We start from the raw sequence: 21,269 nt of genomic DNA, 5'->3' as shown, positions 1-21,269 counted from the left end.
CCGAAGCCGCACGTGAACGTTGGCACGATTGGCCACGTTGACCACGGCAAGACCACGCTGACCGCTGCGATCACCACGATTCTGTCGAAGAAGTTCGGTGGTGAAGCGAAGGCCTATGACCAGATCGACGCGGCGCCCGAAGAGAAGGCGCGCGGCATCACCATCAACACCGCGCACGTCGAGTACGAAACCGCTGCTCGCCACTACGCGCACGTTGACTGCCCGGGCCACGCCGACTACGTCAAGAACATGATTACCGGTGCTGCCCAGATGGACGGCGCGATCCTGGTGTGCTCGGCCGCTGACGGCCCGATGCCGCAGACGCGCGAGCACATCCTGCTGGCCCGTCAGGTTGGCGTGCCGTACATCATCGTCTTCCTGAACAAGTGCGACATGGTCGACGACGAAGAGCTGCTCGAGCTGGTCGAGATGGAAGTGCGCGAGCTGCTGTCGAAGTACGACTTCCCGGGCGACGACATTCCCATCGTCAAGGGTTCGGCGCTGAAGGCGCTCGAAGGCGACCAGTCGCCGATCGGCGAGCCGGCAATCCTGGCGCTGGCCGATGCGCTGGATTCGTACATCCCGACGCCCGAGCGCGCCATCGACAAGCCCTTCCTGCTGCCGATCGAAGACGTGTTCTCGATCTCGGGTCGTGGCACCGTGGTGACCGGTCGTGTCGAGCGTGGCATCGTCAAGGTTGGCGAGGAAATCGAGATCGTCGGCATCAAGGCCACGGTCAAGACCACCTGCACCGGCGTTGAAATGTTCCGCAAGCTGCTCGACCAGGGTCAGGCCGGCGACAACGTTGGCGTGCTGCTGCGCGGCACCAAGCGTGAAGACGTCGAGCGTGGCCAGGTGCTGTGCAAGCCGGGTTCGATCAAGCCGCACACGCACTTCACGGGCGAAGTGTATGTGCTGTCGAAGGAAGAGGGTGGTCGTCACACCCCGTTCTTCAACAACTACCGTCCGCAGTTCTACTTCCGTACCACGGACGTGACCGGTTCGATCGAGCTGCCCGAGGGCACCGAGATGGTCATGCCGGGCGACAACGTGTCGATCACCGTCAAGCTGATCGCCCCGATCGCCATGGAAGAAGGTCTGCGCTTCGCCATCCGTGAAGGCGGCCGTACCGTCGGCGCCGGCGTGGTTGCCAAGATCATCGAGTAATTACTCGTAATTGCCAGAAAGCGCACCCGCCTGGGTGCGCTTTGCAGTGTCTGCTGCAGGGGTATAGCTCAACTGGCAGAGCGTCGGTCTCCAAAACCGAAGGTTGGGGGTTCGATTCCCTCTGCCCCTGCCATATTTTCTCGGGTGGTTATCCGCAATGGCCGATAAGTTGAAATTCGCGCTGGCGCTGGCACTGTTGGCAGCCGGCGTGGTCGGCTTCTATCTGCTTTCCGAGCAGCCGCTCGTGCTGCGCGTGCTGTCGGTGCTGGTCGGTTTTGGTGCTGGTGTCGCAGTCGCCTCCTTTTCGGAGCAGGGGCAGCGTTTCATCGGCTTTGCGCGTGAATCGATCACCGAAGTCAAGAAAGTCGTCTGGCCCAGCCGCAAGGAAACCATGCAGACCACCGGTCTGGTGTTTGCCTTCGTGGTGGTCATGGCGATCTTCCTGTGGCTGACCGACAAGACCCTGGAATGGGTTCTCTACGATCTCGTTCTGGGTTGGAAGTGATATGACGAAGCGTTGGTATGTGGTTCACGCCTACTCGGGCTTCGAGAAGTCCGTGCAGCGCGCGCTGATCGAGCGCATCAATCGTGCCGGCATGCAGGATGGCTTTGGCCAGATTCTGGTGCCGGTCGAGGAAGTGATCGAGATGCGCAACGGTCAGAAGACCGTGACCGAACGCAAGTTCTTCCCGGGTTATGTTCTCGTCGAGATGGAAATGAACGACGAGACCTGGCATTTGGTCAAGTCGACGCCGAAAGTCACCGGTTTTGTCGGTGGTACGGCGAACAAGCCTGCGCCGATCTCCGAGAAGGAGGTCGCAAAGATCATGCAGCAGATGCAGGAAGGGGTGGAGAAGCCTCGTCCGAAGGTGCTGTTCGAGATCGGCGAGGTCGTGCGCGTCAAGGAAGGCCCGTTTACCGACTTCCATGGCTCGGTCGAGGATGCCAACTACGAGAAGAACAAGCTGCGTGTGTCGGTGACCATTTTTGGTCGCGCCACGCCAGTCGAGCTGGATTTCGCGCAGGTCGAGAAGACTTGAGCGTAAAGGCGGGCCCGCGGGCCTGCCGTAGCCCGTTCACGCGGGCGATGCGAGGAGCGTCGGGCGGCTGCCCGGTGCGCTAGCACTCATCACAGGAGCAAGCCTCAATGGCAAAGAAAATCATTGGTTACATCAAGCTGCAGGTTCCGGCCGGTAAGGCCAACCCCAGCCCCCCGATCGGTCCGGCGCTTGGTCAGCGCGGCCTGAACATCATGGAGTTCTGCAAGGCGTTCAACGCCAAGACCCAGGGCATGGAGCCCGGTCTGCCGATTCCGGTGGTGATCACTGCCTTCGCCGACAAGTCCTTCACCTTCATCATGAAGACGCCGCCGGCGACGATCCTGATCAAGAAGGCTGCAGGCATCCAGAAGGGCTCGCCGAAGCCGCACACCGACAAGGTGGGCAAGGTGACCCGCGCCCAGGTTGAAGAGATTGCCAAGGCCAAACAGCCCGACCTGACCGCTGGCGACCTCGAAGCTGCCGTGCGCACCATCGCCGGCTCCGCCCGCAGCATGGGCATCACCGTGGAGGGCCTGTAATCATGGCGAAACTGTCCAAGCGAGTTCAGGCGCTGCGCGCGAAGGTTGACCGCAACCAGGCTTATCCGGTGGCCGACGCCCTGCGTCTGGTCAAGGAGTGCGCAACTGCCAAGTTCGACGAGTCGATCGATATCGCCGTGAACCTCGGTGTCGACGCACGTAAGTCGGACCAGGTCGTCCGCGGCTCGGTCGTGCTGCCCGCCGGTACCGGCAAGAGCGTGCGCGTCGCCGTGTTCGCCCAGGGTGACAAGGCCGAGGCTGCGCGCGCAGCCGGTGCTGAAGTCGTCGGTTTTGACGATCTTGCCGAGCAGGTCAAGGCGGGCAACCTCGACTTCGACGTCTGCATCGCGACGCCGGACGCCATGCGCGTGGTCGGTCAGCTCGGTCAGATCCTCGGTCCGCGTGGCCTGATGCCGAACCCGAAGGTTGGCACCGTCACCATGGACGTGGCGACTGCGGTCAAGAACGCCAAGGCCGGTCAGGTTCAGTACCGTACCGACAAGGGTGGCCTGGTACACGCGACCATCGGTCGTGCGTCCTTCGAGGTCGAAGCGCTGCAGCAGAACCTTGCCGCATTCGTCGAGGCGCTCGTGAAGGCCAAGCCGGCTGCTGCAAAGGGTGTCTACCTGCGTCGTATCGCCGTGTCGAGCACCATGGGTGCCGGCGTGCGTGTCGAGACGGCCAGCGTCACCGCTGCCTGATTGCCGCGAGCGGCTGCACCCGAGTGCAGCCGCTCGCAAGAACTTTGAGCCGTTGCCGCCCGTGGGCGGTTGCGGATCGTCAAAGACCGCAGGTGCGTATGCCGAGAGGCCGCGCTTAAGCATGAAGATGGCCTGCGCAGACGGTGTGCTCAGAACAGGATTTGGCCGGCAAGCCGGCTGTGCTCCTGATCCAGGTCGCCGTGGGTGCGGAGCGCGATGTGCGTTCCGCGTGTGGACTTGAAAGGAGGAAAGGCCTGTGGGTCTCAATCTCGATGACAAGAAAGCCGTAGTGGCTGAGGTGTCGGCACAAGTGGCCAACGCTCAGACGATCGCGGTGGCCGAGTATCGCGGCATTGCGGTGGGTGACCTCACCGTGCTGCGTGCAAAGGCCCGCGAATCTGGCGTTTACCTGCGCGTGCTGAAGAACACCCTGGTGCGTCGTGCCATTGCCGGCACGCCGTTCGAGGGTCTCGCCGACCAGCTGACCGGGCCGTTGATCTACGGCATCTCGCAAGATCCGGTTGCTGCTGCGAAGGTGTTGAACGATTTCGCCAAGGGTAACGACAAGATCGTCCTGAAGGCCGGTTCCTATGCGGGCGACACGCTCGACCAGGCCGGTGTGCAGGCGCTCGCTTCGATCCCGAGCCGCGAAGAGCTGCTCGCCAAGCTGCTGGGTGTCATGCAGGCGCCGGTTTCCGGCTTTGCTGGCGCGCTGGCCGCCCTCGCCAAGAAGCGCGAGGAAGAAGGCGCCGCTGCTTGAGTCGTGTGTTCCGCTACGAAAGTTTTCTGAAAAAAATCGATTCTGGAGTTATTTGAAATGGCAATCAGCAAAGAAGACATCCTGGAAGCCGTTGCCGGCATGACCGTGATGGAACTGAACGACCTGGTCAAGGCGTTCGAAGAGAAGTTCGGCGTGTCCGCTGCCTCGCTGGCCGTCGCTGCCCCGGGTGCCGCCGCCGCTGCCCCGGTTGAAGAGAAGACCGAATTCGACGTCGTTCTGCTCGAAGCCGGCGCCAAGAAGGTCGAGGTCATCAAGGTCGTGCGTGCTGCGACCGGCCTGGGTCTGAAGGAAGCGAAGGATGTGGTCGACGGCGCGCCGAAGACCGTGAAGGAAGGCGCTCCGAAGGCTGACGCCGAAGCGCTGAAGAAGCAGCTGGAAGAAGCTGGCGCCAAGGTCGAGATCAAGTAATACTCGATGACCCAGCGGGGCTGGCACTCTTCGGAGTGCCGGCCCTTTCGTGCTTTGTAATCGAGATCGCGGAATATTCTGCGATCAACGATGCCAGGCCAGAGCGTTTGCCGAATCTCCGCGCACGCGTGCAGTCATACCGCAGCGTGCAGGAAGCAGCCGAACGTTGTGTCCTGTCTTTCCGATGTTAGCCCTCTAGCCGGAGCATCCATGGCGTATTCCTACACCGAAAAGAAACGTATCCGCAAGAGCTTCGCCAAGCGCGCGGCCGTGCTCGATGCGCCTTTCCTGCTCGCCACCCAGATCGAGTCGTTTGCCGAGTTCCTGCAGGCCGACACGCCGCCCGACGTGCGGCGGAACCAGGGTCTGCAGGCCGCATTCACGTCGATCTTCCCGATCTCGAGCCACAGCGGCAACGCCCGTCTCGAGTACGTGCAGTACATGCTCGGCGAGCCCGCCTTCGATGTGACCGAGTGCCAGCAGCGCGGCCTGACCTTCGCGTCGCCGCTGCGCGCGCGCGTGCGCCTGGTGATCATGGATCGCGAAGCGCCCAAGGAGACGATCAAGGAGGTCAAGGAGCAGGAAGTCTACATGGGCGAGATCCCGCTCATGACGGATACCGGCTCCTTCGTGATCAACGGTACCGAACGCGTCATCGTTTCCCAGCTGCACCGTTCGCCCGGCGTGTTCTTCGAGCACGACCGCGGCAAGACGCACTCGTCGGGCAAGCTGCTGTTCTCGGCGCGCATCATTCCCTACCGCGGATCGTGGCTGGACTTCGAGTTCGACCCGAAGGACTTCCTGTACTTCCGTGTTGACCGTCGACGCAAGATGCCGGTGACGATCCTGCTGCGGGCGATCGGCATGACGCCCGAAGAGATTCTCGCCACTTTCCACGATACCGACACCTTCCACCTGCAGGGTGAGGGCGCGCAGTTCGAGCTGGTGGCCGAGCGACTGCGTGGCGAGGTGGCCCGTTTCGATATCACCACTGCCGATGGCCGGATCATCGTCGCGCGTGACAAGCGCATCACGTCCAAGCACATTCGCGAGATCGACCAGGCCGGCGTCAGGACGATGGCGGTGCCGGACGATTTCCTGCTTGGCCGCGTGGTGTCCACGAACGTCGCCGATCCGGAGACCGGAGAGGTGCTCGCGCGCGCCAATGACGAGATCACCGAGGACCTGCTCGACAAGTTCCGCCTGGCTGGCGTCACGGCGCTGAGCACGCTCTACATCAATGATCTCGATCGCGGCGGTTACATTTCGCAGACCCTGCGCATCGACGAGACCGCCGACCAGTGGGCTGCGAAGGTTGCGATCTACCGCATGATGCGCCCGGGCGAGCCGCCCACCGAGGACGCCGTCGAGGGGCTGTTCCAGGGCTTGTTCTACGCCGAGGAGCGCTACGACCTGTCCTCCGTCGGCCGCATGAAGTTCAATCGCCGCGCCTACCCGGAGAAGATCGACGACAAGGCGCCGGGCTGGATCAAGCGCTTCTACGAGCGCGTTGGCGCGCAGGGCGAGGATGGCCCGGGCGTGCTCACCAACGACGACATCCTTGCGGTGGTCGGCGTGCTGGTCGAGCTGCGTAACGGCCGTGGCGAAATCGACGACATCGACCACCTCGGCAACCGCCGCGTGCGTTCGGTGGGCGAACTGGCCGAGAACCAGTTCCGCGCCGGTCTCGTGCGCGTCGAGCGTGCGGTCAAGGAGCGCCTGTCGCAAGCTGAGTCCGACAATCTGATGCCGCACGACCTGATCAACGCCAAGCCGATCTCGGCGGCGATCAAGGAGTTCTTCGGCTCCAGCCAGCTGTCGCAGTTCATGGACCAGACCAACCCGCTGTCCGAGATCACGCACAAGCGTCGCGTCTCCGCACTCGGCCCCGGCGGTCTGACGCGCGAGCGCGCCGGCTTCGAGGTGCGCGACGTGCACCCGACGCACTATGGCCGCGTGTGCCCGATCGAGACGCCGGAAGGCCCGAACATCGGTCTGATCAACTCGCTCGCCGTGTATGCGCGCACCAACCGCCACGGCTTCCTCGAGACCCCCTACCGCAAGGTCAACGACGGCAAGGTCACGGACCAGATCGATTTCCTGTCGGCGATCGAGGAAGGCCAGTACGTGATCGCGCAGGCGAACGCCGAGATCGACGAAGCCGGCATGCTGGCGGGCGACCTCGTGTCCTGCCGCCACAAGGGTGAGTTCCTGCTCGCGACCTCGGACATGGTGCAGTACATGGACGTGGCGCCGGGGCAGATCGTGTCGGTGGCAGCGTCGCTGATTCCCTTCCTCGAGCACGACGATGCGAACCGCGCGCTGATGGGCGCCAACATGCAGCGCCAGGCCGTGCCCTGCCTGCGCCCGGAGAAGCCGCTGGTCGGCACCGGTATCGAGCGCCGTGTTGCGGTCGACTCGGGTACCGCCGTGCAGGCCCGTCGTGGTGGCGTGGTGGATTATGTCGATGCGAACCGGATCGTGATCCGCGTTCACGATGCCGAGACCCTGCCGGGTGAAGTGGGTGTCGATATCTACAACATGATCAAGTACACCCGTTCCAACCAGAACACCAACATCAACCAGCGTCCGGTGGTGAAGGTGGGCGATGTGCTGGGCAAGGGCGATGTGATCGCCGACGGCGCATCGACCGACCTCGGCGAACTCGCGCTCGGCCAGAACATGCTGGTCGGCTTCATGCCCTGGAACGGCTATAACTTCGAGGACTCGATCCTCATCTCCGAGCGCGTGGTCGCCGACGACCGCTTCACCTCGATCCACGTCGAGGAGCTCACCGTCGTCGCTCGTGACACCAAGCTCGGACCCGAGGAGATCACCCGCGACATCGCGTCGCTGGGCGAGGCGCAACTGTCGCGCCTGGACGAATCGGGCATCGTGTACATCGGCGCCGAGGTCGAGGCCGGTGACGTGCTGGTCGGCAAGGTCACGCCCAAGGGCGAAACCCAGCTGACGCCGGAAGAGAAGCTGCTGCGCGCGATCTTCGGCGAGAAGGCGTCCGACGTGAAGGACACCTCGCTGCGCGTGCCCTCGGGCATGGTCGGCACCGTGATCGACGTTCAGGTCTTCACCCGCGAGGGCATCGAGCGCGACAAGCGCGCGCAGTCGATCATCGACGACCAGCTGCGCAGCTTCAAGACCGATCTCGCCGACCAGATGCGCATCGTCGAGCGTGACGCCTTCGCGCGTATCCGCCGCATGATCCTCGGTCAGGTCGCCAATGGCGGTCCGAAGAAACTGGCCAAGGGCAGCGAGCTCAATGACGCCTATCTCGATGGCCTCGAGCCCTATCACTGGTTCGACATCCGCCTTGCCGACGAGGCGCTGGCGGTGCAGCTCGAAGCAGTGCGCGAGGGTCTCGAGACCACCCGCAAGGACTTCGAGCAGGCCTTCGAGATCAAGAAGAAGAAGCTCACCCAGGGCGATGAGCTGCCCCCGGGCGTGCAGAAGATGGTGAAGGTCTACCTGGCCGTCAAGCGCCGCCTGCAGCCGGGCGACAAGATGGCAGGCCGCCACGGTAACAAGGGCGTGGTGTCGAAGATCGTTCCGGTCGAGGACATGCCGTACATGGAAGACGGCACTCCGCTGGACATCGTGCTCAACCCGCTCGGCGTGCCGTCGCGGATGAACATCGGCCAGATCCTCGAGACCCACCTGGGTTGGGCAGCGAAGGGCCTTGGCCAGCAGATCGACCGCATGCTGCAGGCGCAGGCCTCGGCGACGGAGCTGCGTGGTTTCCTCGAGCAGATCTACAACGACAGCGGTCGTCCCGAGCAGCTCGACGAACTCGACGACGGCGCCGTGCGTGAGCTCGCAACCAACCTGAAGAAGGGTGTGCCCTTCGCGACGCCGGTGTTCGATGGCGCCAAGGAGGAAGAGATCCGCCAGATGCTCGAGCTCGCCGGTCTGCCGACCGGTGGCCAGGTCACCCTGTATGACGGCCGTACCGGCGAAGCCTTCGAGCGTAAGGTGACGGTGGGCTACAAGCACGTGCTCAAGCTGCACCACCTGGTCGACGACAAGATGCACGCACGTTCGACCGGTCCGTACTCGCTCGTTACCCAGCAGCCGCTGGGCGGCAAGGCGCAGTTCGGTGGCCAGCGCTTCGGTGAGATGGAAGTGTGGGCGCTGGAAGCTTACGGCGCGGCCTACACGCTGCAGGAAATGCTGACGGTCAAGTCCGATGACGTGACCGGCCGGACCAAGGTGTACGAAAACATCGTCAAGGGCGAGCACAAGATCGATTCCGGCATGCCGGAGTCCTTCAACGTGCTGGTGAAGGAAATCCGTTCGCTCGCGATCGACATCGATCTCGACCGCAGCTGATCCCGTACCAAACAACCCGCCCGCGATTGAATCCCGGGGACGCAGTCGAGCCGGCTGCGTCCCGGATGGAGTGAACAATGAAGAGCCTGCTCGCTGACCTGTTCAAGCAAACCCTGCCGAACGAGGAAGAGTTCGACGCGATCACCATCGGTCTCGCGTCCCCGGACAAGATCCGGTCCTGGTCCTATGGGGAAGTCAAGAAACCCGAGACCATCAACTACCGTACGTTCAAGCCGGAGCGTGACGGCCTGTTCTGCGCCAAGATCTTTGGCCCGGTCAAGGACTACGAGTGCCTGTGCGGCAAGTACAAGCGGCTCAAGCACCGTGGCGTGATCTGCGAGAAGTGCGGCGTGGAAGTGACCTTGTCCAAGGTCCGCCGTGAGCGCATGGGCCACATCGAACTGGCCTCGCCGGTCGCCCACATCTGGTTCCTGAAGAGCCTGCCGAGCCGTCTCGGCATGGTGCTCGACATGACCCTGCGCGACATCGAGCGCGTGCTCTATTTCGAGGCCTTCGTCGTCGTCGAGCCTGGCATGACCCCGCTCAACCGCGGTCAGCTGCTCACCGAGGACGACTACCTGTCGAAGGTCGAAGAGTACGGTGACGAGTTCGACGCCGTGATGGGCGCCGAGGGTGTGGCCGCGCTGCTGCGCAGCCTGGACATCAACCTCGAGGTCGAGAAGCTGCGCGGCGACCTGGAGACGACCAACTCGGAAGCCAAGATCAAGAAGTTCTCGAAGCGCCTGAAGGTGCTCGAGGCCTTCCAGCAGTCCGGCATCAAGCCCGAGTGGATGGTGCTCGCGGTGCTGCCGGTGCTGCCCCCCGACCTGCGTCCGCTGGTGCCGCTGGACGGTGGTCGCTTCGCGACCTCCGACCTCAACGACCTCTATCGTCGCGTCATCAACCGTAACAACCGTCTCAAGCGTCTGCTCGAGCTCAAGGCGCCCGACATCATCGTGCGCAACGAGAAGCGCATGCTGCAGGAGTCGGTCGACTCGCTGCTCGACAACGGCCGCCGCGGCAAGGCGATGACCGGCGCCAACAAGCGTCCGCTCAAGTCGCTGGCCGACATGATCAAGGGCAAGGGCGGCCGCTTCCGTCAGAACCTGCTCGGCAAGCGTGTCGACTACTCCGGCCGTTCGGTGATTACCGTGGGTCCGCAGCTCAAGCTGCATCAGTGCGGTCTGCCCAAGCTGATGGCGCTCGAGCTGTTCAAGCCCTTCATCTTCAACAAGCTCGAGCTGATGGGGCTGGCCACGACCATCAAGCAGGCCAAGAAGATGGTGGAGTCGCAGGAGCCGGTGGTGTGGGACATCCTCGAAGAGGTGATCCGCGAGCACCCGGTCATGCTGAACCGCGCTCCGACGCTGCACCGCCTCGGCATCCAGGCTTTCGAGCCGGTGCTGATCGAAGGCAAGGCGATCCAGCTCCACCCGCTCGTCTGCGTCGCCTTCAACGCCGACTTCGACGGCGACCAGATGGCCGTCCACGTTCCGCTGTCGCTGGAAGCACAGATGGAAGCCCGCACCCTGATGCTGGCCTCCAACAACGTGCTGTCGCCGGCCAACGGCGAGCCGATCATCGTGCCGTCGCAGGACATCGTGCTGGGCCTGTACTACGCGACCCGCGAAGGCGTGAACGTGCCGGGCGAGGGCATGATCTTCACCGACGTGTCGGAAGTGAAGCGTGCCTACGAGTCCGGCCAGATCGCGCTCCATGCGCGCATCACGGTACGCCTGAAGGAAGCCGACCTGGGCCCGAACGGTGAGCGCATCGAGCGGATCGTTCGCCACGACACGACCGCCGGCCGCGCCATCCTGTCCGAGATCCTGCCTGCGGGTCTGCCCTTCAGCGTGATCGACAAGGCGCTCAAGAAGAAGGAGATCTCCAAGCTCATCAACGCCTCGTTCCGCCGTTGCGGCCTGCGTGCCACCGTGATCTTCGCCGACAAGCTGATGCAGTTCGGCTACGGCCTGGCTACCCGCGCCGGCCTGTCGATCGCGGTCAAGGACATGCTTGTGCCCAACGCGAAGCACGACCTGATCCGTGCCGCCGAGGCCGAGGTGAAGGAGATTGCGCAGCAGTACACCTCCGGCCTCGTCACCGATGGCGAGCGCTACAACAAGGTCGTGGATATCTGGGGCCGTTGTGGCGACCAGGTCGCCAAGGCGATGATGGAGCAGCTCGGTTCCGAAGAGGTGGTCAACCGCGAGGGCAAGACCGTCCGCCAGGAGTCGTTCAACTCGATCTACATGATGGCCGACTCGGGTGCCCGTGGTTCCGCCGCCCAGATCCGCCAGCTTGCCGGCATGCGCGGCCTGATGGCCAAGCCGGACGGCTCGATCATCGAGACGCCGATCACGACGAACTTCCGTGAAGGCCTCAACGTTCTGCAGTACTTCATCTCGACGCACGGCGCCCGTAAGGGTCTGGCCGATACCGCGCTGAAGACCGCGAACTCGGGTTACCTTACCCGCCGCCTGGTCGATGTGACCCAGGACCTGGTGGTGATCGAGGACGACTGCGGCACCCGCGAAGGCTTCAACATGAAGGCCCTCATCGAGGGTGGCGAGGTGGTCGAGCCCCTGCGCGAGCGCATCCTCGGCCGCGTGTGCGCCGAGGACGTGGTGAATCCGGAGACGCAGGAGACGGTGATCGAGTCGGGCAGCCTGCTGGACGAGGATGCAGTTGACCTGATCGAGAGCCTTGGCGTCGATGAAGTCAAGGTGCGCACGCCGCTGACCTGCGAGACCCGCTATGGTCTGTGCGCGAAGTGCTACGGTCGCGACCTCGGTCGCGGCAGCATGGTCAACTCCGGCGAGGCGGTCGGCGTCATTGCCGCACAGTCGATCGGCGAGCCCGGCACGCAGCTGACGATGCGGACCTTCCACGTCGGCGGTGCGGCGTCGCGAGCGGCAGCAGCCAGCGGGGTGGAGGCCAAGTCCGCCGGCTCGATCCGATTCGCCGGCAACATGCGCTACGTCGCCAACGCCAAGGGCGAGAAGATCGTCATCGCGCGTTCGGCCGAGCTGGTCGTGGCCGATGACCTCGGTCGCGAGCGCGAACGCCACAAGCTGCCGTACGGCGCCTTGCTGCTGGTCGACGACGGCCAGGCGATCAAGGCCGGCACGCAACTGGCGAGCTGGGACCCGCACACCCGCCCGATCGTGACCGAGTACGCCGGTACGGTGAAGTTCGAGAACGTCGAGGAAGGCGCGACCGTCGCCAAGCAGATCGACGAGGTCACCGGTCTGTCGACTCTGGTGGTCATCGACTCCAAGCGGCGTTCGTCGACCGGCACCGCCAAGGGCGTGCGCCCGCAGGTGAAGCTGCTCGATAGCAATGGCGAAGAAGTGAAGATCGCCGGGACCGAGCATTCGGTGGCGATCACCTTCCAGGTCGGCTCGCTGATCACGGTCAAGGACGGCCAGCAGATCAACGTTGGTGACATTCTTGCCCGTATTCCGCAGGAATCGGCAAAGACCCGCGACATCACCGGTGGTCTGCCGCGCGTTGCCGAACTCTTCGAGGCCCGTGCGCCCAAGGATGCCGGCATGCTCGCGGAGTACACCGGCACGGTGTCCTTCGGCAAGGAGACCAAGGGCAAGCAGCGCCTGGTCATCACCGAGCCGGATGGCACCTCGCACGAGTTCCTGATCCCGAAGGACAAGCACCTGATGGTGCACGACGGTCAGGTGGTGAACAAGGGCGAGCTGATCGTGGACGGTCCGGCGGATCCCCACGACATCCTTCGCCTGCAGGGCATCAACGAACTTGCGCGCTACATCATCGACGAGGTGCAGGACGTTTACCGACTGCAGGGCGTGAAGATCAACGACAAGCACATCGAGGTGATCGTTCGCCAGATGCTGCGCCGCGTGGTCATCACGGATCCGGGCGATAGCCGCTTCATCCGCGAGGAGCAGGTCGAGCGTTCCGAGGTTCTGGACGAGAACGATCGCCTCGAGGCCGAGGGCAAGTTGCCGGCGCACTACGAGAACGTGCTCCTCGGTATCACCAAGGCGTCGCTGTCGACCGACTCGTTCATCTCCGCGGCATCCTTCCAGGAAACCACGCGCGTGCTGACCGAAGCGGCGATCATGGGCAAGCGCGACGAGCTGCGCGGCCTGAAGGAGAACGTCATCGTCGGCCGACTGATCCCGGCAGGTACCGGTCTTGCATACCATCGCAGTCGCAAGGCGCAGGAGCAGGGCATGGATCTGGGTGCGGATCATGCGTGGGCGCCGGCGGAAACCGTTGCGGAAACGCAGCAGGACATCGAGGCTAGTTGACTTATCGGTCTGCCTCGGACTAAACTCCGGCCTCTTTTTTGTGGACTGACCAATCGTAGTCAGTCGCAGCCGGAATAATCCGCCCGCGGCGGCCCATGGTGGGCTGCCGCGGTCTTATGGGAAATTCTTAAGCTATGCCAACAATCAATCAGCTTGTCCGCAAGCCGCGCCAGATGGAAGTTGCGAAGAGCAAGGTCCCGGCGCTCGAGGCCTGCCCGCAAAAGCGTGGTGTTTGCACCCGCGTCTACACCACGACCCCGAAGAAGCCGAACTCGGCGCTTCGTAAGGTCGCCAAGGTGCGTCTCACCAATGGTTTCGAGGTCATCTCGTACATCGGCGGTGAAGGTCACAACCTCCAGGAGCACTCTGTCGTGCTGATCCGTGGCGGTCGTGTCAAGGACTTGCCGGGTGTGCGCTATCACATCGTTCGTGGCTCCCTCGACCTTCAGGGTGTCAAGGATCGTAAGCAGTCGCGCTCGAAGTACGGTGCCAAGCGCCCGAAGAAAGCCTGATTGTTGGCCCAAGAAATTTAGCGAGAGGTTGTCATGCCGCGTCGTCGTGAAGTACCCAAGCGCGAGGTTCTGCCGGATCCGAAGTTCGGAAACCAGGATGTCTCGAAGTTCATCAACGTGATCATGCAGTCGGGCAAGAAGTCCGTTGCTGAGCGCATCGTCTATGGTGCGTTTGATCACATCACCTCCAAGTCCGGCAAGGATCCGCTCGAGGTGTTCTCGACCGCGGTTGCGAACGTGAAGCCGGTTGTCGAAGTCAAGAGCCGCCGCGTTGGTGGTGCCAACTACCAGGTGCCGGTCGAAGTGCGTCCGTCCCGTCGTATGGCGCTGTCGATGCGTTGGTTGCGCGAAGCTGCGCGCAAGCGTGCCGAGAAGTCGATGGCTCAGCGCCTCGCTGGTGAGCTGCTGGAGGCCGCCGAAGGTCGTGGTTCCGCCATGAAGAAGCGTGAAGAAGTTCACCGCATGGCCGAAGCCAACAAGGCGTTCTCGCACTACCGCTTCTGATCCTGGTTGGTGGCGGTAACTCGGGCCCTGTACAGGGCTCGATTGTTTTCTAACGCATGAAATCGTTCATCGCGTCACAGGCGCGCATAACAGAAGGCAGGTAAAACGTGGCCCGCAAGACTCCCATCGAGCGCTACCGCAATATCGGTATCTCCGCTCACATCGACGCCGGCAAGACGACTACGACCGAGCGTATCCTCTTCTACACCGGCGTGAGCCATAAGCTCGGTGAAGTGCATGATGGCGCAGCTACCACCGACTGGATGGTGCAGGAGCAAGAGCGTGGCATCACCATCACCTCCGCGGCGGTGACCTGCTTCTGGAAGGGTATGGATAACTCCTATCCCGAGCACCGCTTCAACATCATCGATACGCCGGGACACGTGGACTTCACCATTGAAGTCGAGCGCTCGATGCGCGTTCTGGATGGTGCGTGCATGGTGTATTGCGCCGTTGGTGGCGTGCAGCCGCAGTCCGAGACCGTGTGGCGCCAGGCGACCAAGTACAAGGTGCCGCGTCTGGCCTTCGTGAACAAGATGGACCGTTCGGGTGCCAACTTCTTCAAGGTCGTCGACCAGATGAAGACCCGTCTCAAGGCCAATCCGGTTCCGGTGGTGGTGCCGATCGGTGCCGAAGATTCCTTCAAGGGCGTGGTCGATCTGCTCAAGATGAAGGCGATCATCTGGGACGAGGCCTCCCAGGGCATGAAGTTCGATTACCAGGAGATCCCGGCTGACGTCGTGGCGACTGCGGAAGAGTGGCGCGCCAACATGGTCGAGGCTGCGGCTGAAGCGAACGAAGACCTGATGAACAAGTACCTCGAGGAAGGCGAGCTTTCCGAAGAGGAGGTCATTGCGGGTCTGCGTGCGCGCACCCTGGCCTGCGAGATCCAGCCGATGCTGTGCGGCACCGCGTTCAAGAACAAGGGTGTCCAGCGCATGCTTGACGCGGTCATCCAGTACCTGCCGTCGCCGATCGACATTCCGCCGGTTGCTGGCGTGGATGACGACGAGAAGGAAGTGGTGCGCTACGCCAAGGACGACGAGAAGTTCTCGGCGCTGGCGTTCAAGCTGATGACCGACCCGTTCGTAGGTCAGCTCACCTTCATTCGCGTCTACTCGGGCGTGCTGGAGTCGGGTTCGACGGTGCTGAACTCGGTCAAGGGCAAGAAGGAGCGCATCGGCCGCATCCTGCAGATGCACGCCAATGATCGTGAAGAGATCAAGGAAGTGCTCGCGGGCGACATCGCCGCTGTGGTCGGCCTCAAGGACGTTACGACCGGCGAGACTCTGTGCGACATCTCGGCGCCGGTCATCCTCGAGCGCATGGTGTTCCCGGATCCGGTGATCCACGTTGCGGTCGAGCCCAAGACCAAGAGCGACCAGGAAAAGATGGGTCTGGCTCTCGGTCGGCTGGCTGCCGAGGATCCGTCCTTCCGCGTCCGTACCGACGAAGAGTCGGGTCAGACCATCATCTCGGGCATGGGCGAGCTGCACCTCGAGATCATCGTCGACCGCATGCGCCGCGAGTTCAACGTCGAGGCGAACGTCGGTGCGCCGCAGGTTGCCTACCGCGAGACCATCCGCAAGGCTGCGATGGACGTCGAAGGCAAGTTCGTCAAGCAGTCCGGCGGTCGTGGTCAGTACGGTCACGTCGTCATCAACCTTGAACCGGCCGAGCAGGGCAAGGGCTACGAGTTCGTCGATGCGGTCAAGGGTGGCGTCGTTCCGCGTGAGTACATCCCGGCGGTCGACAAGGGTATCCAGGACACCCTCAACAGTGGCGTGCTGGCGGGCTTCCCGGTCGTTGATGTCAAGGTGACGCTGCACTTCGGTTCCTACCACGACGTCGACTCGAACGAAAACGCGTTCAAGATGGCCGGCTCGATGGCGTTCAAGGATGCGATGCGCAAGGCCAGTCCCGTGCTGCTCGAGCCGATGATGGCTGTGGTGGTCGAGACGCCGGAAGACTACATGGGCAACGTCATGGGTGACCTGTCGGGTCGCCGCGGTATCGTCCAGGGTATGGATGACATCCCGGGTGGCATGAAGGAAATCAAGGCCGAGGTGCCGCTGGCCGAGATGTTCGGTTACGCTACCCAGCTGCGCTCGCTGACCCAGGGTCGCGCGACCTACTCGATGGAGTTCAAGCACTACGCTGAAGCACCGAAGAGTGTGGCCGAGGCCGTCATCAGCAGCCGCAAGTAATTCCAGCAATTCAGAATTTCAGCAACTTCAACATAAGGACCCGCGAACATGGCGAAGGGTAAGTTCGAACGCACCAAGCCGCACGTGAACGTTGGCACGATTGGCCACGTTGACCACGGCAAGACCACGCTGACCGCTGCGATCACCACGATTCTGTCGAAGAAGTTCGGTGGTGAAGCGAAGGCCTATGACCAGATCGACGCGGCGCCCGAAGAGAAGGCGCGCGGCATCACCATCAACACCGCGCACGTCGAGTACGAAACCGCTGCTCGCCACTACGCGCACGTTGACTGCCCGGGCCACGCCGACTACGTCAAGAACATGATTACCGGTGCTGCCCAGATGGACGGCGCGATCCTGGTGTGCTCGGCCGCTGACGGCCCGATGCCGCAGACGCGCGAGCACATCCTGCTGGCCCGTCAGGTTGGCGTGCCGTACATCATCGTCTTCCTGAACAAGTGCGACATGGTCGACGACGAAGAGCTGCTCGAGCTGGTCGAGATGGAAGTGCGCGAGCTGCTGTCGAAGTACGACTTCCCGGGCGACGACATTCCCATCGTCAAGGGTTCGGCGCTGAAGGCGCTCGAAGGCGACCAGTCGCCGATCGGCGAGCCGGCAATCCTGGCGCTGGCCGATGCGCTGGATTCGTACATCCCGACGCCCGAGCGCGCCATCGACAAGCCCTTCCTGCTGCCGATCGAAGACGTGTTCTCGATCTCGGGTCGTGGCACCGTGGTGACCGGTCGTGTCGAGCGTGGCATCGTCAAGGTTGGCGAGGAAATCGAGATCGTCGGCATCAAGGCCACGGTCAAGACCACCTGCACCGGCGTTGAAATGTTCCGCAAGCTGCTCGACCAGGGTCAGGCCGGCGACAACGTTGGCGTGCTGCTGCGCGGCACCAAGCGTGAAGACGTCGAGCGTGGTCAGGTGCTGTGCAAGCCGGGTTCGATCAAGCCGCACACGCACTTCACGGGCGAAGTGTATGTGCTGTCGAAGGAAGAGGGTGGTCGTCACACCCCGTTCTTCAACAACTACCGTCCGCAGTTCTACTTCCGTACCACGGACGTGACCGGTTCGATCGAACTGCCCGAGGGCACCGAGATGGTCATGCCGGGCGACAACGTGTCGATCACCGTCAAGCTGATCGCCCCGATCGCCATGGAAGAAGGTCTGCGCTTCGCCATCCGTGAAGGCGGTCGTACCGTCGGCGCCGGCGTGGTTGCCAAGATCATCGAGTAATTTGCTCGATCCGGGGGAGGGGCCTGCAGCCTCTCCCCTTGCTCTTTTCGCTCTTTCAGCTCTTTAGGAACAACATCATGCAAAACCAGAAGATCCGCATCCGCCTCAAGGCTTTCGATTACCGTCTGATTGACCAGTCGGCGCTCGAGATCGTCGATACCGCCAAGCGCACCGGTGCGGTTGTTCGTGGTCCGGTTCCGCTGCCGACCCGCATCGAGCGCTTTGACCTGCTGCGCTCGCCGCACGTCAACAAGGCATCGCGCGACCAGATGGAAATTCGTACCCACCAGCGCCTGATGGACATCATCGATCCGACCGACAAGACCGTCGATGCGCTGATGAAGCTGGACCTCCCCGCAGGTGTGGATGTCGAGATCAAGCTCCAGTAAGCGTAATCCGCTTGCGGAAGTTTGGAACGGGCCGGTATAATCCGGCCTTTGTGCCTTTTGGCGCAATAATTTGACCCCCGGTCAATCGCAACCGGGATTCAGGAGAAAAAAATGAGTCTAGGCCTTGTTGGACGCAAGGTCGGCATGACTCGCATCTTTGCCGAGGATGGTCGTACCATCCCGGTTACGGTGCTTGACGTGTCGGATAATCGTGTGTCCCAGATCAAGACGATTGAGACCGATGGCTACGCCGCGGTCCAGGTCGCATACGGCAAGCGTCGCGCGAGCCGCATCACCAAGCCGGTCGCGGGGCATCTCGCGAAGGCGGGCGTCGAACCCTGCCGCGGCATCAAGGAGTTTCGTGTCGAGGCCGAGCAGGCTGGTGGCATGAATGCCGGTGATGCAATCGGTGCGGATCTCTTCCAGGTCGGGCAGAAGGTCGATGTGACCGGCGTGACGATCGGTAAGGGTTTCTCTGGTCCGATCAAGCGTCACAACTTCTCGTCGAACCGTGCGTCGCACGGTAACTCGATCTCGCACAACTCCCCGGGTTCGATCGGTATGGCTCAGGATCCGGGTCGCGTTTTCCCGGGTAAGCGCATGGCCGGTCAGTACGGCAACGTGCAGCGCACCACCCAGGGTCTCGAGATCGTCCGTGTTGATGTCGAGCGCCAGCTCCTTCTCGTGAAGGGTGCGGTGCCGGGTGCCAAGGGTGGCGACGTTGTCGTCCGTCCGGCGGTCAAGGCCTGAGGAGCGCGCAATGGAATTGAAGCTATTGAATGAGCAGGGCCAGGCAGCATCGACGCTCGAGGCGTCGGATGTGCTGTTCGGTCGTGACTACAACGAAGCCCTGGTGCACCAGGTTGTCACCGCCTATCTGGCGAATGCGCGCTCGGGTAACCGCAAGCAGAAGGGCCGTTCGGAGATCGCCAAGTCGACCCGCAAGCCCTTCCGCCAGAAGGGTACGGGCAATGCGCGTGCCGGTATGGCCTCGAGCCCGCTGTGGCGCGGGGGCGGCAAGATCTTCCCGAATTCGCCTGACGAGAACTTCACTCAGAAGGTCAACCGCAAGATGTACCGCGCTGGCGTTGCTGCGATCCTGTCGCAGCTGGCGCGCGAGGATCGCCTTGCCGTGGTCGAGAGCTTCAGCGTCGAGGCGCCGAAGACGCGACTGCTGTCGCAGAAGCTCAAGGGTATGGGCCTGGATTCCGTCCTGGTCATTACCGACGAAATGGACGAGAACCTGTTCCTCTCTTCGCGCAACCTCCACCAGGTGCTGGTGCTCGAGGTGAGCGAGGCGGATCCGGTGTCGCTCGTGCGTTTCCCGAAGGTGCTGGTCACCAAGGGCGCGCTGGCGAAGATGGAGGAAGCGTGGCAATGAGCGCGATCAGTCAGGAACGTCTGCTGCAGGTGCTGCTCGCCCCGCAGATCTCCGAGAAGGCGACTTTTGTCGCCGACAAGAACGAGCAGGTGGTGTTCAAGGTCGCTTCCGATGCAACCAAGCCCGAAGTGAAGGCGGCTGTCGAGTCGCTCTTCAAGGTCGAGGTGAAGTCGGTGCAGATCCTGAACGTGAAGGGCAAGGCCAAGCGCTTTGGCAAGACCATGGGTCGCCGCAAGGACTGGAAGAAGGCCTTCGTGTGCCTGAAGCCCGGTCAGGAAATCAACTTCGCGGCGGGGGAGTGATAGATCATGGCAATCGTTAAACTCAAGCCTACGTCTGCGGGCCGTCGTGCCCAGGTCAAGGTGGTTAACCCCGACCTGTACAAGGGCCGCCCGGTCGCAGCGCTGGTCGAGAAGCAGAGCAAGAATGCTGGTCGTAACAACAACGGCCGCATCACCGTGCGTCACCAGGGTGGCGGTCACAAGCAGCACTATCGCCTGGTCGATTTCCGTCGCAACAAGGATGGTATCCCGGCGAAGGTCGAGCGCATCGAGTACGACCCGAACCGCTCGGCTCACATTGCGCTGCTGTGCTACGCCGATGGCGAGCGTCGCTACATCATCGCCCCGCGTGGCGTCGAGGTTGGTCAGCAGCTCGTGAGCGGGTCCGAGGCGCCGATCAAGCCCGGTAATGCGCTGCCGATCCGCAACATTCCTGTGGGTTCGACCATTCACTGCATCGAGATGGTTCCTGGCAAGGGCGCACAGCTTGCGCGTGCGGCGGGTACCTCGGTTCAGTTGCTGGCCCGCGAAGGCACCTACGCGCAGCTTCGTCTGCGCTCGGGTGAAATTCGTCGAGTGCACGTCGAGTGCCGTGCGACGATCGGTGAGGTCGGCAACGGCGAGCACGGTCTGCGCAAGATCGGCAAGGCTGGTGCGAACCGCTGGCGCGGTATCCGCCCGACCGTTCGTGGTGTGGCGATGAACCCGGTGGATCACCCGCACGGTGGTGGCGAAGGCCGTACCGGCGAAGCGCGCGAGCCGGTGAGCCCGTGGGGTACGCCGAGCAAGGGTTATCGGACGCGTTCGAACAAGCGCACCGACAACATGATCGTGCAGCGTCGTCACAAGCGTTAAGGGGTAAAAGATGGCACGTTCTATCAAGAAAGGCCCGTTCATCGACGCGCACCTGCTCAAGAAGGTCGACGCGGCTCGGACGAGCAACGACAAGCGCCCGATCAAGACCTGGTCGCGCCGTTCCACGGTGCTGCCGGACTTCATCGGTCTGACGATCGCGGTGCACAACGGCAAGCAGCATATTCCGGTGTTCGTGACCGAGAACATGGTTGGTCACAAGCTGGGCGAATTCGCGCTGACGCGTACCTTCAAGGGTCACGCTGCCAGCAAGAAGGCCAAGCGATAAGGGGACGACATGGAAACCAAAGCAATTCTCCGTGGCGTTCGCCTGTCGGCTCAGAAGGGCCGCCTGGTTGCCGACCTGGTCCGCGGCATGCCCGTCGGCCGTGCGCTCGACACGCTCGCCTTCTCGCCCAAGAAGGGCGCGAAGATCATCCGCAAGGTGCTCGAGTCGGCAATTGCCAACGCTGAGCACAACGACGGTGCCGATATCGACGCGCTGAAGGTCAAGACCATTCACGTGGAAGAGGGCATGACGCTCAAGCGCTTCACCGCGCGTGCGAAGGGTCGCGGCAACCGCATCCTGAAGCCCACCTGCCACGTCTACCTGACCGTTGGCGAGTAAGGAG

General features: G+C 62.8%; 20 protein-coding genes and 1 tRNA gene. All 21 read left to right on the top strand.

The genetic code is table 11. From position 1 onward, the window contains the following. On the top strand, window positions 1-1,167 hold a 1,167-nt coding region (gene tuf, locus P7F68_RS01640; RefSeq protein WP_277830116.1), incomplete at its 5' end, for an elongation factor Tu. 57 nt (window positions 1,168-1,224) lie between these two features. Further along, a tRNA-Trp gene (locus P7F68_RS01635) sits at window positions 1,225-1,300 on the top strand. A gap of 24 nt (window positions 1,301-1,324) precedes the next feature. Then, window positions 1,325-1,672: a preprotein translocase subunit SecE gene (secE, locus tag P7F68_RS01630; RefSeq protein ID WP_002931551.1), complete on the top strand. Its 348-nt coding sequence runs from the start codon at window positions 1,325-1,327 to the stop codon at window positions 1,670-1,672. A gap of 1 nt (window position 1,673) precedes the next feature. Then, window positions 1,674-2,207, top strand: coding sequence for a transcription termination/antitermination protein NusG (nusG, locus tag P7F68_RS01625; RefSeq protein ID WP_002931553.1), 534 nt, complete (start codon window positions 1,674-1,676; stop codon window positions 2,205-2,207). Between the two features lie 107 nt (window positions 2,208-2,314). After that, window positions 2,315-2,746 (top strand): 50S ribosomal protein L11, encoded by a 432-nt coding sequence (rplK, locus tag P7F68_RS01620; protein WP_002931554.1) that lies wholly within the window; start codon window positions 2,315-2,317, stop codon window positions 2,744-2,746. Between the two features lie 2 nt (window positions 2,747-2,748). Beyond that, entirely contained in the window at window positions 2,749-3,447 is a 699-nt protein-coding gene (rplA, locus tag P7F68_RS01615) for a 50S ribosomal protein L1 (protein ID WP_002945298.1), read from the top strand. Window positions 3,448-3,703: 256 nt separating this feature from the next. Then, window positions 3,704-4,207, top strand: a complete 504-nt coding sequence (rplJ, locus tag P7F68_RS01610) for a 50S ribosomal protein L10 (RefSeq protein ID WP_002931561.1) — start codon at window positions 3,704-3,706, stop codon at window positions 4,205-4,207. Between the two features lie 57 nt (window positions 4,208-4,264). Continuing rightward, window positions 4,265-4,636 carry a 50S ribosomal protein L7/L12 gene (gene rplL / locus P7F68_RS01605; RefSeq protein ID WP_002931563.1) on the top strand — a complete coding sequence of 124 codons (372 nt, stop codon included), beginning with the start codon at window positions 4,265-4,267 and terminating at the stop codon, window positions 4,634-4,636. Between the two features lie 210 nt (window positions 4,637-4,846). After that, window positions 4,847-8,980: a DNA-directed RNA polymerase subunit beta gene (gene rpoB / locus P7F68_RS01600; RefSeq protein ID WP_002931565.1), complete on the top strand. Its 4,134-nt coding sequence runs from the start codon at window positions 4,847-4,849 to the stop codon at window positions 8,978-8,980. Window positions 8,981-9,057: 77 nt separating this feature from the next. After that, window positions 9,058-13,272 carry a DNA-directed RNA polymerase subunit beta' gene (rpoC, locus tag P7F68_RS01595; protein WP_277830110.1) on the top strand — a complete coding sequence of 1,405 codons (4,215 nt, stop codon included), beginning with the start codon at window positions 9,058-9,060 and terminating at the stop codon, window positions 13,270-13,272. Between the two features lie 134 nt (window positions 13,273-13,406). Beyond that, complete coding sequence (gene rpsL, locus P7F68_RS01590) at window positions 13,407-13,784, top strand: 30S ribosomal protein S12 (protein ID WP_002931569.1); 378 nt, start codon at window positions 13,407-13,409, stop codon at window positions 13,782-13,784. A 33-nt stretch (window positions 13,785-13,817) separates the two neighbouring features. Next, a complete protein-coding gene (rpsG, locus tag P7F68_RS01585; RefSeq protein WP_002931571.1) occupies window positions 13,818-14,288 on the top strand; it encodes a 30S ribosomal protein S7 in 471 nt (156 codons plus the stop codon). A 107-nt stretch (window positions 14,289-14,395) separates the two neighbouring features. After that, complete coding sequence (gene fusA, locus P7F68_RS01580) at window positions 14,396-16,495, top strand: elongation factor G (protein WP_002945292.1); 2,100 nt, start codon at window positions 14,396-14,398, stop codon at window positions 16,493-16,495. A gap of 48 nt (window positions 16,496-16,543) precedes the next feature. Further along, window positions 16,544-17,734 (top strand): elongation factor Tu, encoded by a 1,191-nt coding sequence (gene tuf, locus P7F68_RS01575; RefSeq protein WP_002931549.1) that lies wholly within the window; start codon window positions 16,544-16,546, stop codon window positions 17,732-17,734. 77 nt (window positions 17,735-17,811) lie between these two features. Next, a complete protein-coding gene (rpsJ, locus tag P7F68_RS01570; RefSeq protein ID WP_002931577.1) occupies window positions 17,812-18,123 on the top strand; it encodes a 30S ribosomal protein S10 in 312 nt (103 codons plus the stop codon). A gap of 111 nt (window positions 18,124-18,234) precedes the next feature. Then, the gene (rplC, locus tag P7F68_RS01565; RefSeq protein WP_002942731.1) at window positions 18,235-18,873 is read left to right on the top strand and encodes a 50S ribosomal protein L3; all 639 of its coding nucleotides are present in this window, start codon (window positions 18,235-18,237) and stop codon (window positions 18,871-18,873) included. Window positions 18,874-18,883: 10 nt separating this feature from the next. After that, complete coding sequence (gene rplD / locus P7F68_RS01560; protein ID WP_002942733.1) at window positions 18,884-19,504, top strand: 50S ribosomal protein L4; 621 nt, start codon at window positions 18,884-18,886, stop codon at window positions 19,502-19,504. Beyond that, on the top strand, window positions 19,501-19,806 hold the full coding sequence (gene rplW, locus P7F68_RS01555; RefSeq protein WP_002931584.1) for a 50S ribosomal protein L23: 306 nt from the start codon (window positions 19,501-19,503) through the stop codon (window positions 19,804-19,806). The genes rplD and rplW overlap by 4 nt, the downstream gene beginning before the upstream one ends. A 6-nt stretch (window positions 19,807-19,812) precedes the next feature. Next, window positions 19,813-20,640: a 50S ribosomal protein L2 gene (rplB, locus tag P7F68_RS01550; protein ID WP_002931586.1), complete on the top strand. Its 828-nt coding sequence runs from the start codon at window positions 19,813-19,815 to the stop codon at window positions 20,638-20,640. Window positions 20,641-20,650: 10 nt separating this feature from the next. Then, complete coding sequence (rpsS, locus tag P7F68_RS01545) at window positions 20,651-20,926, top strand: 30S ribosomal protein S19 (RefSeq protein WP_002931587.1); 276 nt, start codon at window positions 20,651-20,653, stop codon at window positions 20,924-20,926. A gap of 9 nt (window positions 20,927-20,935) precedes the next feature. Then, window positions 20,936-21,265: a 50S ribosomal protein L22 gene (gene rplV, locus P7F68_RS01540; protein ID WP_002931589.1), complete on the top strand. Its 330-nt coding sequence runs from the start codon at window positions 20,936-20,938 to the stop codon at window positions 21,263-21,265. The last annotated feature ends 4 nt before the right edge of the window (window positions 21,266-21,269 follow it).

Source organism: Thauera mechernichensis, from assembly GCF_029588855.1.
Classification (GTDB): domain Bacteria; phylum Pseudomonadota; class Gammaproteobacteria; order Burkholderiales; family Rhodocyclaceae; genus Thauera; species Thauera mechernichensis.
Note: the sequence above shows the minus strand (reverse complement) of the source record. Positions and strands in the feature narration are given on the sequence as shown.

Bases quoted from the DNA above. Each gene is read 5' to 3' on its own strand.
- secE (WP_002931551.1), top strand. From the start codon at position 1,325: ATGGCCGATAAGTTGAAATTCGCGCTGGCGCTGGCACTGTTGGCAGCC.
- nusG (WP_002931553.1), top strand. From the start codon at position 1,674: ATGACGAAGCGTTGGTATGTGGTTCACGCCTACTCGGGCTTCGAGAAG.
- rplK (WP_002931554.1), top strand. From the start codon at position 2,315: ATGGCAAAGAAAATCATTGGTTACATCAAGCTGCAGGTTCCGGCCGGT.
- rplA (WP_002945298.1), top strand. From the start codon at position 2,749: ATGGCGAAACTGTCCAAGCGAGTTCAGGCGCTGCGCGCGAAGGTTGAC.
- rplL (WP_002931563.1), top strand. From the start codon at position 4,265: ATGGCAATCAGCAAAGAAGACATCCTGGAAGCCGTTGCCGGCATGACC.
- rpoB (WP_002931565.1), top strand. From the start codon at position 4,847: ATGGCGTATTCCTACACCGAAAAGAAACGTATCCGCAAGAGCTTCGCC.
- rpoC (WP_277830110.1), top strand. From the start codon at position 9,058: ATGAAGAGCCTGCTCGCTGACCTGTTCAAGCAAACCCTGCCGAACGAG.
- rpsL (WP_002931569.1), top strand. From the start codon at position 13,407: ATGCCAACAATCAATCAGCTTGTCCGCAAGCCGCGCCAGATGGAAGTT.
- rpsG (WP_002931571.1), top strand. From the start codon at position 13,818: ATGCCGCGTCGTCGTGAAGTACCCAAGCGCGAGGTTCTGCCGGATCCG.
- tuf (WP_002931549.1), top strand. From the start codon at position 16,544: ATGGCGAAGGGTAAGTTCGAACGCACCAAGCCGCACGTGAACGTTGGC.
- rpsJ (WP_002931577.1), top strand. From the start codon at position 17,812: ATGCAAAACCAGAAGATCCGCATCCGCCTCAAGGCTTTCGATTACCGT.
- rplC (WP_002942731.1), top strand. From the start codon at position 18,235: ATGAGTCTAGGCCTTGTTGGACGCAAGGTCGGCATGACTCGCATCTTT.
- rplD (WP_002942733.1), top strand. From the start codon at position 18,884: ATGGAATTGAAGCTATTGAATGAGCAGGGCCAGGCAGCATCGACGCTC.
- rplW (WP_002931584.1), top strand. From the start codon at position 19,501: ATGAGCGCGATCAGTCAGGAACGTCTGCTGCAGGTGCTGCTCGCCCCG.
- rplB (WP_002931586.1), top strand. From the start codon at position 19,813: ATGGCAATCGTTAAACTCAAGCCTACGTCTGCGGGCCGTCGTGCCCAG.
- rpsS (WP_002931587.1), top strand. From the start codon at position 20,651: ATGGCACGTTCTATCAAGAAAGGCCCGTTCATCGACGCGCACCTGCTC.
- rplV (WP_002931589.1), top strand. From the start codon at position 20,936: ATGGAAACCAAAGCAATTCTCCGTGGCGTTCGCCTGTCGGCTCAGAAG.